The organism is Pseudomonas sp. SMN11 (genome assembly GCF_052041945.1).
Classification (GTDB): domain Bacteria; phylum Pseudomonadota; class Gammaproteobacteria; order Pseudomonadales; family Pseudomonadaceae; genus Aquipseudomonas.
This window is the reverse complement of the sequence record NZ_JBKGGW010000006.1, coordinates 100,025-113,294: the sequence shown is the minus strand read 5'-3', so window position 1 is coordinate 113,294 and position 13,270 is coordinate 100,025. Positions and strand designations below refer to the sequence as shown.

Genomic DNA, 13,270 nt, shown 5'->3' with positions numbered 1-13,270 from the left:
GCCTACAGCGCGCCGATGCGGGCAAGTTCGGCTTTCAGTTCGTCCTGGCTCAGTTGCGAGAAAGGCAGCGCAATGAAGGCGCGCACGCGCTCATCAATCTTCGCAAGTGTTGTCTGGAAGGCTTCTTCGATTTCTGCCTCACTCCCGGTGACCGCCGAAGGGTCGGCCAGGCCCCAGTGGGCTTTGAGCGATGGACCGAAGAAGATCGGGCAGGCTTCGCCGGCAGCGCGGTCGCACACGGTGACAACGATGTCGGGAGGAGAGCTCTCGAAGGCATCCGAGGCCTTGCTTGAAAGACCTGCGGTGGGGATACCGGCGGCTTCCAGGGTATTCAGTGCCCGCTCATTGACCTTGCCGCTTGGGAAGCTGCCCGAGCTCACAGCTTCCATACCCTCTGGGGCCAGGTGATTGAACAGCGCCTCGGACAGGATGCTGCGGCAGCTGTTGTGGGTGCACATGAACAAGACTTTCATCAGGTATCTCCGGTTCAAAAGCTCAGGCGGATGGCCAATGCGGCCAAGGTGGCAAGCAGGATCGGCAGCGTCAGGACGATGCCGGTGCGGAAGTAGTAACCCCAGGTGATGACGATGTTCTTGCGGGCCAGCACGTGTAGCCACAGCAAGGTGGCCAGGCTGCCGATGGGGGTGATTTTCGGACCGAGGTCACAGCCGATGACGTTGGCGTAGATCATGGCCTCGCGCACGATGCCGGTGGCCTCGGCGGAATGGATCGACAAGGCCCCTACCAACACAGTGGGCATGTTGTTCATGACCGACGACAGGCCAGCGGCGAGCAGCCCCGTCCCGAGGGATGCGCCCCAGATTCCGTAGCCAGCGAAGACATTGAGGATCTGCGTCAGGTAGTCGGTGAGGCCGGCGTTACGCAGGCCATACACCACAAGGTACATGCCAAGCGAGAACACCACGACCTGCCAAGGCGCGTCCTTGAGCACCTTGCGGGTTGAAATCACGTGCCCACGCGCGGCGATCAGGTAGAGGATCAGCGCACAGGCAGCAGCGATGGCGCTGATCGGAACGCCCAGCGGCTCGATGGCGAAGAAGCCAACCAGCAACAGCGCAAGCACCCACCAGCCGGCAACGAACGTCGCCTTGTCGCGGATAGCGGCTTCGGGAGCCTTCAGTTGGTCGAGTTCATAGGTACGCGGCAGGTCCTTGCGGAAGAACCACAGCAGCATTCCCAGGGTGGCGGCGATGCTGACCAGGTTCACCGGCACCATGACCGAGGCGTATTCGCTGAAGCCAATGCCAAAGTAGTCGGCGGAAACGATGTTCACCAGGTTGGACACCACCAGCGGCAAGCTCGCGGTATCGGCGATGAAGCCCGCCGCCATGACGAATGCCAGCGTCGCCGCCGGGGAGAAGCGCAGGGCCAGCAGCATGGCGATGACGATCGGGGTCAGGATCAGTGCCGCACCGTCGTTAGCGAACAGCGCCGAGACGGCGGCGCCCAGCAGGATGATGAAGGCGAACAGCTTGCGGCTGCTGCCATTGCCCCAGCGGGCCACGTGCAATGCCGCCCACTCGAAGAACCCCGCCTCATCCAGCAGCAGGCTGATGATGATGACGGCGATGAAAGTGGCGGTAGCGTTCCAGACGATCTGCCAGACCACGGGAATATCGGACAGGCTCACGACGCCCGCCAGCAGCGCCACGACGGCCCCCAGTGCGGCGCTCCAGCCCACGCCCAGGCCTTTGGGCTGCCAGATGACGAGAACGATCGTCACCAGGAAAATCAAAAATGCGATCAGCATGACTACAACTCAATCAGCGAAGGGAATTCTCAAGCACAAGCAACAGGGCTCTGCGGCCGCTCGCCCATTTCGGCAAGGCGCAATGCATCGGGGCTCAACCATTCCTGGTTGGCATCGACCACTCCCTTCAGCATCGCGTCCACCCACTGCGGCAGTTCGGGGTGCAGTCGGTAGTACACCCATTGACCCTTGCGGCGATCCATCAGGATTCCAGCCTCGCGCAACTGGGCAAGATGCCGGGAGATCTTCGGCTGGCTCAGCTCCAGCGCGTGGGTAAGTTCGCAGACACAGAGTTCGCCTTCACGGGCGATCAGCAGGGTCATCCGGGCCCGGGTGTCATCAGCCAGGCATTTGAAAACGATGGGGGGAGTCAGTGTTTCCCGCATGTGACCTCCTGGGGAATGCGTGTACGGCCAATATCTGGAAATCCGAATATATGCCAATTCGAATATACGGTAAAGCAGATATTTACACTCGCCTCGCCTTACGGGACGTCATAAAACTGGAAAAAGCCCTCGCTTTGGGCCCTATACTGGCCGTCGATACCATCCCCAGAGTCCCCAATGAACCAGTCTGATATCTCTGTCCGATTGCTTGGTACCGATCAAATCCAAGGCCTGGCTGCGCATCTGACTGCAGCGGGCTTGCCGACCCAAGACCTTTTGCAGCCCGACCGAATGTTCTATTCCTTTCATCGGGGAGAAACGGAGCTGGGATACGGGGGCATTGAAGGAACTGGCCGGACTCGTCTGATTCGCTCACTGGTTGTCGTACCGGCCCAGCGAAAGTCAGGGATCGGTACCCTGCTGCTCAGAGCACTTGAGCGAATAGCGGAAGCTGACGGAGCCCAGAGCCTTCATCTGCTGACCACAACAGCACCCGACTTCTTCGAGGCTCGGGGATATGAGCACAGAGACCGATCTCAAGCCCCAAAGGCAATTTCCAGTTCGGAGGAGTTCAAGAGCCTTTGTCCGACCTCTGCGGTCTATATGGTGAAGGATCTGGCGACATGAACTCGGTGTCACCTCAGGGAACTCGCCTCCACGAATTTCACTGAGTCCTGCGGCGCCCTGAAGATGGCGAGCCCTGGGCCCGGCATGATTGAGCGACTTCATGAGTGAGGATACAGGCGTATCCTTGGACGGTTTTAAACCTGCCTGGTAGCGGAAAACAGTCAGTCTGGTTGGCGCGTCTGCGCTCGGAAAAGCAGCAACCCCTCCAAGATGTATCTCAGAGAAATCCATGCCCAACCCAACGATTTGTAGGGGGCTCCCAGCCAGGAGCGCTCGCACCGGTTACCACGCCCCAAAAAGATACCATCATAATTTTTTTGGGGTTTTAGCACGGGGTCCTTCCTGTGATTTTTTCTGGCTGAACCTTTGCTGTGACAACCTTTATTAAACGAAAAAGCCCGAGAAATTTTGAAAAATTATGCTTTGTGACAACCTTTATTTTTGCTTCCCTAGAAGCAGCCTCCTCGCTAGGCCGCGAAATGCAAGAGACTTTGTGACAAAGTTTATTAATCGGCAACAGAAGGGAGTCGCCAGCGGTTCCCTTCATCAACATGGTCACAAGCTATTACGTCTAAACGTCTAAAAACTCAACTGCTCTGGGCCACGCATGGCTAATGTGCTGTCGAGCAGGGAGCGAGCTTCGCGAGCGCTGTGGGAGCGGCTTTAGCCGCGAAGCAAGTGACGCGGTGGATGGCACAGTTTTGCCGGTGTTCGCGGCTGAAGCCGCTCCCACAGGGGCCCCTGCTAGTTGAAAGAGATAGCATAAGGCCTCCAGCACGTGAAACTTGAGCACAAGCGAAAGCCCCGGCTGGTAGCCGGGGCTTTTCATTTGTGCGATCAGTCAGGTTCAAGCTGCTTTCAGTACAGTCTTCCCTGCCGCCCGCGCTTTGCTGTTGCCGATCAGCGCATCCACGCTCAGTGCACCACCGCCAAACGCTGCAATCTGCAAAAGGCCGCCTGCAATCGAGATGTTCTTGAAGAAGTTGATGAACTGCCCTTGGTCCGCCAGGTTGTTGTGGAAGGCGAAGGCGGCCATCACGGTGAACAGCGCCATGACCACCGCGACGATGCGGGTCTGAAAGCCGATGATCAGCAGTGCCGCGAGGCCGAGTTCAACACCCAGTGCCGCCAGGTAGCTCAGTACCGGGAAGGGCAGGCCGCTCGATTCGATGTAGGCGATGGTGCCCTCTGGCGAAGTCAGCTTGCTGAAGCCGCTGAGCAGGAACAGCACGGCCAGCAATACACGACCGACGGCTGCAGTTGTACCTTTGAAATTGTTCATCTTGTAGCTCCTGATGCTTGAGTTCGAATGGCTCACCGCGCTGTGCTCGGTGGCGTTGTCTGCGGTATGGAGGCCATTCTGAAGCGGAAGATAGGTCAAGACAATTAGGCTAAAAAGTGAATAATTGTTCCGTTGGTTGGGACAATTCATAAAGCCATCAAAGCGCCGAATTGTGCGTACTCCTTGCTCATGAAGCCGTAATACGCACTTCATTGATCGCATCCGTGCATCAATTAATGAAAAATGAACGATTATCTCCAGCCCCGCTTTCGACGATCATTCCAGAAATAAGCACTTACAATTATTAAGAAACGCTGGAGATCCACCATGAGTCTGCCGTCACGCTCGGTGCCCGAGGGCAAGTCCAAGGCCGGTATGGTCTTCCGGGTTACGTCCGGAAACTTCCTCGAACAGTTCGACTTTTTCCTGTTCGGCTTCTACGCCACGCACATCGCGGGGGCCTTCTTCCCCGCGTCCAATGAATTCGCCTCATTGATGATGACCTTCGCCGTGTTTGGCGCAGGCTTCCTCATGCGCCCGCTGGGTGCGGTGATCCTGGGTGCGTACATTGATGACGTAGGCCGACGCAAAGGACTGATCGTCACCCTGGCGATCATGGCCAGCGGGACCTTGCTGATCGTGCTGGTGCCCGGCTACGCCAGCATCGGGCTATTGGCCCCGGCGCTGGTGCTGATCGGGCGCTTGCTGCAAGGCTTCTCGGCGGGTGCTGAGCTGGGCGGTGTATCGGTCTACCTGGCCGAAATGGCAACGCCTGGACACAAGGGCTTCTACGCCAGCTGGCAGTCCGCCAGCCAGCAGGTTGCGATCGTCGTCGCCGCCGCGCTGGGCTTTGCGCTGAACGAATGGCTGTCTGCCGCCGAGATTGCCCAGTGGGGCTGGCGCGTGCCGTTCGGTGTGGGCTGCATGATCATCCCGGTGATCTTCCTGCTGCGGCGCAACCTGCAGGAAACCGAGGAGTTCGCCGCCCGCGAGCATCGCCCTACCATGAAGCAGGTGCTGGCGACGCTGGCAGCCAACTCCGGCGTAGTGCTGTTCGGCATGCTGATGGTGGCCATGACCACCACGGCCTTCTACATGATCACCGTGTACGCTCCGACCTTTGGCAAGACAGTGCTTCAGTTGAGTACCGGTGATGCACTGCTGGTGACCTTGCTGACGGCGGTGTCGAACTTCATCTGGCTGCCCATCGGCGGCACGCTCAGCGACCGCCTCGGGCGCAAGCCGCTGCTGCTGGCCATGTCGCTGATGACCGTGATCACCGCTTATCCTGCGCTGACCTATCTGGCCCAGTCGCCGACCTTTGGCCACATGCTCGAAGTGCTGCTGTGGTTCTCGTTCCTGTACGGCATGTACAACGGTGCGATGATCCCGGCGCTGACCGAAATCATGCCGGTGGAAGTGCGGGTGGCAGGTTTCTCGCTGGCCTATAGCCTGGCGACCGCACTGTTCGGTGGTTTCACCCCGGCGATCTCTACCTGGATGATCCACGTCACCAATGACAAGGCCGCACCGGCCTACTGGATGATGTTTGCCGCGCTCTGTGCATTCGTCGCCACCTGGATGCTCTATCGCCGCCTGGCCAACCGCGCAGCGGTGGCCGCATGAGGGCTGCGTTGAAAGCGTTGCTGGCAGCTACGTTGCTCGCTGGCTGCAGCCTTGCCCAGGCTGCCGAACTGACCGTGATGACCTCGGGCGGCTTCACCGCCGCCTACAAGCAGCTGGCGCCGCAGTATGCGGCGCAGAGCGGCGATACCCTGGTCACCGTACTGGGTCCGTCCATGGGCAAGGCCCCCGAGGCGATCCCCAATCGCCTCGCTCGTGGCGAGCACGCGGATGTGGTGATCATGGTCGGCTATGCACTGGACGAGCTGATCCGTCAGGGCAAGGTCGACCCGGCATCGCGGGTGGAGCTGGCGGACTCGCGCATTGGCCTGGTGGTCCGGGAAGGGCAGGCCAAACCTGCCATCGGCACTGCTGACGAATTGAAGCAGACCTTGCTGGCGGCACAGTCGGTGGCCTACTCCGACAGCGCCAGCGGCGTGTACATCGAGAAGGAGCTGTACAAGAAGCTGGGTATCCAGGACCAGCTGATCGGCAAGAGCACCATGGTGGAGCGTATTCCGGTGGCCTCGCAGGTAGCCAAGGGCACCTATCAGCTTGGCTTCCAGCAGGTTGCCGAGCTGCTGCCTGTGCCGGGTGTCACTTACGTTGGCAAGATCCCGGAAAGCCTGCAGTCGGTGACTCGCTTTGCCGCTGGCATCCCGAAAACCGCCGAGCACCCGGCCGAGGCGAAGCAGCTGCTGAACTACCTCGCGTCGCCCGATGTGCAGCCTGCCGTGCGCGCCACCGGGCTGGATTCAGTCGCCCGGTAATACGCCTGGCAGTTCGCGAATCAACCTGACCATCTCAAGTGCCGCCGGTGTCAGTGTGCGGCCGCGGCGCTTGAGCAGGCCCATCTTGCGGCTGACCTCCGGTTCCACCAGTGCAATGCTGGCCAGGATCGGATGCGGGGTCATCGGCAGTGCGATCGATGGCACCGCCGCGATACCCAGGCCCGCTTCGATCAGGCCGAGCAGGGTGGTCACATGCCTGGCTTCGCACACACTCTCCTTGCTGACCTGCATCCCAGCCAGCGCCCGATCCAGTACCAGACGGTTGCCTGACGATTTGCCCAGGGTGATGTAGTCATGCTCGTAGGCTTGTGCCCAGGTCACCTTGTCCAGTTTGGCAAGCGGGTGATCCTGGCGGCAGGCGATGACATAGCGCTCCTCGAGCAGGACGCTGAACTCGATCTCCGGGGCGAGGTTGCCAGTGAAGCTCAGGCCAAAGTCCGCTTCACCGGAGGCAACGGCGGCGCTGACTTCGTTGGCGGAGGCGTCGTACAGGTTGATCCGAACTTTCGGATACTGCGAATGGAAGGCGCGGATCGCGTGGGGCATGAAGTAGTAGGCAGCTGACGGCACGCAAGCGATGGTCAGGGTGCCGGTGCGCAGCGAGCCTCCATCACCGACGCTGAGCAGCGCCAGGTCCAGGTCGTCCAGCAGGCGTTCGACCTGGGGCAGGAAGGCGCGCCCGACATTGGTCAGCGACACCTTGCGCGTGGTGCGTTCGAGCAGCTTCACGCCCAGTGCCGACTCGAGTTTTTCGATGCGCCGGCTCAACGCCGACTGGGTAATGCGAATGGTATCGGCGGCGCGGCGGAAGCTGCCTTGCTCGACGACAGCGCGGAAAGCCTGTAGGTCGTTCAGATCGAAGTTGATGCTCACCCGGTGGGCTCCGCTGGTTTGATCGAAAGCGTGCATCAATGGTATTTCGAAAAAACCGGCGGAGCCAGCTGGGTCAGATCTGCATGGCCATGCCGTGCACGTTCATCGCGGCCTGGCGCAGGGCTTCGGAGCGGGTCGGGTGCGGGTGGCAGATCAGCGCAATGTCTTCAGCCGAGGCGGCGAACTCCATGGCCACGCAGAATTCGCCAATCATCTCGCTGACGCTCGGGCCGACCAGGTGCACGCCGAGGACCTCATCGGTGTTGGCGTCGGCGATGACCTTGGCGAAGCCTTCGGTCTCGTGGTTGATCTTGGCGCGGCTGTTGGCGGTGAAGGGGAACTTGCCGACCTTGTAGGCGCGGCCTTCGGCCTTCAGCTGCTCTTCGGTCTTGCCGACGGTAGCCAGTTCCGGACGGGTGTAGATCACGCCGGGGATCAGGTTGTAGTTCACCTCATGCGGCTTGCCAGCGATGCGCTCGATGCAGGCGACCGCTTCGTCCTCGGCTTTGTGCGCCAGCATCGGGCCGGAAGTGACGTCGCCGATCACCCACACGCCTGGGACAGAGGTGCGATGGTGCTCGTTGCTCAGCATGCCGCGCTTGTCGGTTTCCAGCCCTACGCTCTCAAGGTTCAAGCCCTTGGTGTAAGGGCGCCGGCCGATCGCGACCAGCACGTAGTCGGCCTGAAGGGTTTCGGCGACACCACCAGCTGCCGGCTCCAGGGTCAGGCTGACACCTTCGGCTTCAGTCTTCGCCTGGGTGACCTTGCTACCCAGCTTGAAGGCCATGCCTTGCTTGGCCAAGGCTTTCTGCAGGGTCTTGGCAGTTTCTTCATCGGTGCCCGGGCAGATGCGGTCGAGGTACTCGATGACGGTGACCTGTGCACCCAGGCGGCGCCATACCGAACCCAGTTCCAGGCCGATGACGCCCGCGCCGATCACCACCAAATGCTTGGGTACCTGCGGCAGGGCCAGGGCACCGGTGGAGTCGATGATGCGCTGGTTGTCGATGGTCACGCCGGGCAGGGGAGTGGGCTCGGAGCCTGTGGCGATGACGATGTCCTTGGCTTGCAGTGTGGTCTCGCTGCCATCTTCGGCCTTGACGATGACCTTGCCGACCCCATCCAGGCGGCCCCAGCCTTTGATCCAGTCAACCTTGTTCTTACGGAACAGGTATTCGATGCCCTTGGTCAGGCCGGTCACGCTCTCGTCCTTCTGTTTCATCATCTGGGCGAGGTTGAGCGTCGGCTTCACTTCGATGCCGAGATGGGCGAACTCTTCGCCGCTGGCCGCTTCGTAAAGCTCGGAGGCGTGCAGCAACGCTTTGGACGGCATGCAACCGACGTTGAGGCAGGTGCCACCGAGGGTCGAACGACCTTCCACGCAGGCAACGCTCAGGCCCAGTTGGCCAGCGCGGATCGCTGCGTTGTAGCCGCCAGGGCCGCCGCCGATGATCACCACGTCATAGGATTTCATGGGTTTTGTACTCCAGATGAGGAAGCGCGAGAGGGGCATAAGGTTAAGCTGAGAAGGATGGATTGTATACAATCCATTGCTTTCATCAGATCAGTTGGTTCTAGACCTTGGTCGCGTTTAGGTCTGATCTGGAGGAAACCTCCCACGAATGAACTACTCTGTTCCGGCGACGTTCGAAATATCAGGCGTCGTGGCCTTATAGGGATAGGAGGAGTGTTCATGCTTGCTCAACTTCCACCGGCGTTGCAAAGCCTTCATCTGCCACTGCGGTTTAAACTGTGGGACGGCAACCAGTTCGATCTGGGCCCAAGCCCGCAGGTCACCATCCTGGTCAAGGACCCACAGCTGATCGCTCAGTTGACGCATCCAAGCATGGACCAGCTGGGCACCGCGTTCGTTGAGGGCAAGCTGGAGCTGGAAGGCGACATCGGTGAAGCCATCCGCGTGTGCGACGAACTCAGCGAAGCACTGCTGACCGACGAGGACGAAGCTCCGCCGCAGCGTCTGGCCCACGACAAGAGCACCGACGCCCAGTCCATTTCCTACCACTATGATGTGTCCAATGAGTTCTACCAGCTGTGGCTGGATCAGGACTTGGCGTATTCCTGCGCCTACTTCCGCGAGCCGGACAATACCCTCGATCAGGCCCAGCAGGACAAGTTCGACCACTTGTGTCGCAAGCTCCGCCTGGATGCCGGTGACTATCTGCTGGACGTGGGCTGCGGCTGGGGCGGGTTGTCGCGTTTTGCCGCACGCGAATATGGCGCCAAGGTGTTCGGCATCACCTTGAGCAAGGAACAGCTGAAACTCGGACGCCAACGGGTCAAGGCCGAAGGCTTGGCCGAGCGGGTCGACCTGCAGATTCTCGACTACCGCGACTTGCCCCAGGATGGTCGTTTCGACAAGGTCGTAAGTGTTGGCATGTTCGAGCACGTTGGCCATGCCAACCTGCCCCTGTATTGCCAGAAGCTGTTCGGTGCGGTGCGCGAAGGTGGCCTGGTGATGAACCATGGCATCACTGCCAAGCACATTGATGGCCGCCCGGTCGGGCGAGGAGCGGGTGACTTCATCGACCGATATGTGTTCCCCAATGGCGAGCTGCCGCACCTGTCGATGATCACTGCCAGCATCTGTGAAGCGGGGTTGGAGGTGGTTGACGTGGAGAGCCTGCGCCTGCACTACGCCAAGACGCTGCATCACTGGAGCGAAAACCTGGAGAACCAGTTGCACAAGGCAGCGGCGCTGGTGCCGGATAAGACCCTGCGAATCTGGCGCTTGTACCTGGCCGGCTGTGCCTATGCCTTCCAGAAGGGCTGGATCAACCTGCATCAGATTCTGGCCGTGAAGCCGTATGCCGATGGGCACCATGATCTGCCGTGGACGCGGGAAGACCTTTATCGCTGATCATCCTCTGAACGAAGAAAGGGCCGCATAAGCGGCCCTTTCTTCGTTCAGAGGATGGGTGAAATCAGGCGCGCTATGCGCATCCCCAATTGCTGGACACGATGGGTATCGCGGCTGTCTTCGGCGGTGATCTCGAGCGCTTGTTCGAAGTCTCCCAGCAGCATCGCTTCCACCTGGTCGGCGAACGGGCGGTCCACCGTGAGCAAGGTGATCTCGAAATTGAGCCGGAATGAGCGGTTGTCCAGGTTGGCGCTGCCGATCGCGCTGACCTCGTCATCCACCAGCACCACCTTCTGGTGCAGGAAGCCAGGCTGATAACGGAACATCCTCACCCCTGCCCGTACCGCCTCGAACGCGAACAGGCTGGAGGCCGCATAGACGATCTTGTGATCGGGCCGAGACGGGATCAGCACGCGCACATCCACCCCGCGCAACACCGCCAGGCGCAAGGCGGCGAACACGGCTTCATCCGGAATGAAGTAAGGGCTGGTGATCCATACCCGTTTGCTCGCTGAATGGATGGCTTCGATGAAGAACAGCGAACAGGTTTCCTGCGGGTCTGCCGGGCCACTGGCCAGGGCTTGGCAGAGCACGCCGTTGTCGGGGTAGGTGTCCGGCAGGATCAAAGGTGGGAGCTGGCGCGTGGCCCAGTACCAGTCTTCGGCGAACGATTCCTGCAGGCAAGCCAGCACCGGCCCGCTGATTTGCACATGGGTATCGCGCCAAGGTGAGAGGTGTGGATTCTTGCCGAGGTACTCGTCCCCTACGTTATGCCCACCGATGAAGCCGAGCAGGCCATCGACCACGACGATCTTGCGGTGGTTGCGGAAGTTGACCTGGAAGCGGTTGAACCACCCGCGGCGGGTAGCGAAGGCATGGATCTGCACACCGCCATCGCGCAGTACCTGGCTGTAGCTGGCGGGTAGGGCATGGCTGCCGACACGGTCATACAGCACGAACACCTTCACCCCCTCGGCCGCCTTGCGCAGTAACAACTGCTGCAGATCATTGCCAAGGGCGTCGTCGTGGATGATGAAAAACTGCACCAGTACCGCTTCGCGTGCCTGCTCGATGGCGGCGAAGATGGCGTCAAAAGTGGCTTTGCCATTGATCAGCAGCTTCACTTGGTTATTGGCCAGGCAAGGCATTCGCCCGAGCTTCGGCATGGCACGCAAGGCGGCGTAGCTTTCCGACTCTCGGGCGGTGAGGGCTTCCTCAACCCACGGCCGCCAGTTGAGGTTGGCCATGGCCACGTGCATTTCCTGGTTGGCCTGGCGCCTGGCCTGGATGTAGGCGTAGAAGGATCGCGCACCAAAAATCAGGTAGGGAATCAGCGTGAAGTAGGGAATGAAGAACAGCGACATGGCCCAGGCAATTGCGCCTTGGGCGGTACGCACGGTGAACACTGCATGCAATGCGGCGATCATGCCGAGCAGATGAATCAGGCCGAGCACGTAGCCGAAAAAGTAGGGGCTGTGGTAATCCATACACATCCTGCTTGCCGAATACACAGCGGATAACAGAACACGTTCCACGTCCGCCTTGCAACCTGAAAGCGGATTTGGCGTCTAAGGCTGAGCCCGGCCCGTTGGCCGGTTTTTCGAGGAGCGTTCGTACATGAAGATTCGTCTGCCAATGTTGGCTCTGGCCCTGGGCCTGAGCAGCCCACTGGTGCATGCGCAGATGTTGCAGCCTGGTTTGTGGGAGCTGACTACCAGCAACATGCAGGTCGATGGCAAGCCGTTACCCGATATGCAGTTCATGCTCGGGCAGTTGAAGAACCTGCCACCGGAGCAGCGGGCCATGATGGAAGGGGTGCTGGCCAAGCAGGGCGTCACGATTGGTGGCAACGGTGTGCGTTCGTGCCTGACACCTGAGCAGGTCCAGACCAACGATATTCCGTTGCAGGACCCGAAGTCTGGTTGTACCCAGAAAATTACCGACCGCACCGGCAATGTCTGGAAGTTCCAGTTCAGCTGCCCGAAAGCCCAAGGTACTGGCCAGGCGACTTTCCTCAGCGACAAGGAATTCACCACGCAGGTGAACGGCACCTTCAATGCCTCGGGCGTTCAGCAGCAGGGCAGCATGAACACCCGGGCCGTATGGCTTGGCAACGACTGTGGAACAGTCAAGCCCCGTACCTGAGTTTCACCACCGCCATTGGCTGCTCGCTACCGCATCGTGGGCATGCAGGCTCTCTGCATGTTCCACGCGTAGCTTGAACGCGGTGGCCCACTGCAACTGCCGCAGCGACCGATGCAGTCGCCGGGCAGCGTCCTCACAGAACATCAGGTTCTGCCCATTGGCCAAGGCGAACGCCTGTTCGTCTGCACGCTTTACGGCGGTCTGCACAGCGGTACCCAGGCTGGCCTCAATCTGGTTGATCAATTCGATTATGGGTAACGACTCCAGATTGTCTTGCAGGCGCACGCTGATCAGCGCCTGGCTGCGCTGACTATGCGGCGTTGCGACGATGCCCTGGCTGCTGCCCAACCACTCCAGTACCGCGCTGCGCTCCAGGTGCTGCCCAGAGAAATCAGCAGCGAACTGCTGTTGAATCAGTTGCCTTGCCAGCGCTGCCGAGCAGGGGCAGGTCGAGGAGTAAGGCACACGAACTGATAGTTCCACGTGGAACATTTCATTTTCTATCTTCGCTTCGAGGGTGATCGGGTAGCTCTTCCAACCTGCGAGTGGGCTGATCAAGGCAGGTCGTTTCAGCAAGTGCTCGAAAGCCAGGTTGAGATAAGCGGCGTTGGAAAGCCCTTCGTGGCTGGCGATAAAGTCCGCCAGAAGATGGCGAATAGCCAATGGCGTCAATTGCTGCTGTTCAAGCGATTCCAGTGCGAGGTAGAGGCGAGACATATGAATGCCCCGCGAAGTGCCATCCACGAGGCTGACACCGGCATTGGCCATGGCCGGCACTTGACGACCATCGAGCTGGATGGGTGAGGCGATGCCACACATGCCGACCCAATCCAGTGGGACGGTGTGCTCTTGGGTCTGTGCGGCAATGTCGGGAAGCGTCAGGCTAGTCATGGG

At 60.1% G+C, this 13,270-nt stretch carries 13 protein-coding genes; 5 read left to right on the top strand and 8 right to left on the bottom strand.

Annotated elements, in window-relative coordinates:
• Nucleotides 1–2: 2 nt before the first annotated feature.
• The 3 genes from ACLEJU_RS08555 to ACLEJU_RS08545 are packed head-to-tail and all read right to left on the bottom strand — an operon-like array spanning nt 3 to nt 2,157.
• Nucleotides 3–473 carry an arsenate reductase ArsC gene (locus ACLEJU_RS08555; protein ID WP_023048558.1) on the bottom strand — a complete coding sequence of 157 codons (471 nt, stop codon included), beginning with the start codon at nt 471–473 and terminating at the stop codon, nt 3–5.
• Nucleotides 474–487: 14 nt separating this feature from the next.
• A complete protein-coding gene (locus ACLEJU_RS08550; RefSeq protein ID WP_049695270.1) occupies nt 488–1,771 on the bottom strand; it encodes an arsenic transporter in 1,284 nt (427 codons plus the stop codon).
• 29 nt (nt 1,772–1,800) lie between these two features.
• Nucleotides 1,801–2,157 (bottom strand): metalloregulator ArsR/SmtB family transcription factor, encoded by a 357-nt coding sequence (locus ACLEJU_RS08545; RefSeq protein WP_049695271.1) that lies wholly within the window; start codon nt 2,155–2,157, stop codon nt 1,801–1,803.
• A 177-nt stretch (nt 2,158–2,334) separates the two neighbouring features.
• On the opposite strand from ACLEJU_RS08545, the gene arsN2 reads away from it, so the two are divergent.
• Complete coding sequence (gene arsN2, locus ACLEJU_RS08540) at nt 2,335–2,784, top strand: arsenic resistance N-acetyltransferase ArsN2 (RefSeq protein WP_023048556.1); 450 nt, start codon at nt 2,335–2,337, stop codon at nt 2,782–2,784.
• An 847-nt stretch (nt 2,785–3,631) separates the two neighbouring features.
• On the opposite strand, the gene ACLEJU_RS08535 is transcribed toward arsN2, so the two are convergent.
• Entirely contained in the window at nt 3,632–4,066 is a 435-nt protein-coding gene (locus tag ACLEJU_RS08535) for a DoxX family protein (RefSeq protein WP_435421840.1), read from the bottom strand.
• 327 nt (nt 4,067–4,393) lie between these two features.
• On the opposite strand from ACLEJU_RS08535, the gene ACLEJU_RS08530 reads away from it, so the two are divergent.
• Both ACLEJU_RS08530 and ACLEJU_RS08525 read left to right on the top strand, forming a co-directional pair.
• Nucleotides 4,394–5,692, top strand: a complete 1,299-nt coding sequence (locus ACLEJU_RS08530; RefSeq protein ID WP_435421839.1) for an MFS transporter — start codon at nt 4,394–4,396, stop codon at nt 5,690–5,692.
• Nucleotides 5,689–6,459, top strand: coding sequence for a substrate-binding domain-containing protein (locus ACLEJU_RS08525; protein WP_435421838.1), 771 nt, complete (start codon nt 5,689–5,691; stop codon nt 6,457–6,459). Before ACLEJU_RS08530 ends, ACLEJU_RS08525 begins: the two co-directional genes overlap by 4 nt.
• Here ACLEJU_RS08525 and ACLEJU_RS08520 read toward each other — a convergent pair.
• Together ACLEJU_RS08520 and lpdA are read right to left on the bottom strand one after the other, a co-directional pair.
• The gene (locus ACLEJU_RS08520) at nt 6,445–7,353 is read right to left on the bottom strand and encodes a LysR family transcriptional regulator (protein ID WP_435421837.1); all 909 of its coding nucleotides are present in this window, start codon (nt 7,351–7,353) and stop codon (nt 6,445–6,447) included. The genes ACLEJU_RS08525 and ACLEJU_RS08520 overlap by 15 nt on opposite strands.
• A gap of 73 nt (nt 7,354–7,426) precedes the next feature.
• Nucleotides 7,427–8,827 (bottom strand): dihydrolipoyl dehydrogenase, encoded by a 1,401-nt coding sequence (gene lpdA / locus ACLEJU_RS08515; protein ID WP_435421836.1) that lies wholly within the window; start codon nt 8,825–8,827, stop codon nt 7,427–7,429.
• A 219-nt stretch (nt 8,828–9,046) separates the two neighbouring features.
• Here lpdA and cfaB point away from each other — a divergent pair, with 219 nt between their 5' ends.
• The gene (cfaB, locus tag ACLEJU_RS08510) at nt 9,047–10,231 is read left to right on the top strand and encodes a C17 cyclopropane fatty acid synthase CfaB (protein ID WP_435421835.1); all 1,185 of its coding nucleotides are present in this window, start codon (nt 9,047–9,049) and stop codon (nt 10,229–10,231) included.
• 47 nt (nt 10,232–10,278) lie between these two features.
• Here the strand turns inward: cfaB and cls are convergent, their stop codons facing one another.
• The gene (gene cls / locus ACLEJU_RS08505; RefSeq protein ID WP_435421834.1) at nt 10,279–11,718 is read right to left on the bottom strand and encodes a cardiolipin synthase; all 1,440 of its coding nucleotides are present in this window, start codon (nt 11,716–11,718) and stop codon (nt 10,279–10,281) included.
• Nucleotides 11,719–11,848: 130 nt separating this feature from the next.
• Here cls and ACLEJU_RS08500 point away from each other — a divergent pair, with 130 nt between their 5' ends.
• Complete coding sequence (locus tag ACLEJU_RS08500; RefSeq protein ID WP_435421833.1) at nt 11,849–12,376, top strand: DUF3617 domain-containing protein; 528 nt, start codon at nt 11,849–11,851, stop codon at nt 12,374–12,376.
• A 3-nt stretch (nt 12,377–12,379) separates the two neighbouring features.
• Here ACLEJU_RS08500 and folE2 read toward each other — a convergent pair whose 3' ends face one another.
• Nucleotides 12,380–13,267, bottom strand: a complete 888-nt coding sequence (gene folE2, locus ACLEJU_RS08495) for a GTP cyclohydrolase FolE2 (protein ID WP_435421832.1) — start codon at nt 13,265–13,267, stop codon at nt 12,380–12,382.
• Between the last annotated feature and the right edge of the window lie 3 nt (nt 13,268–13,270).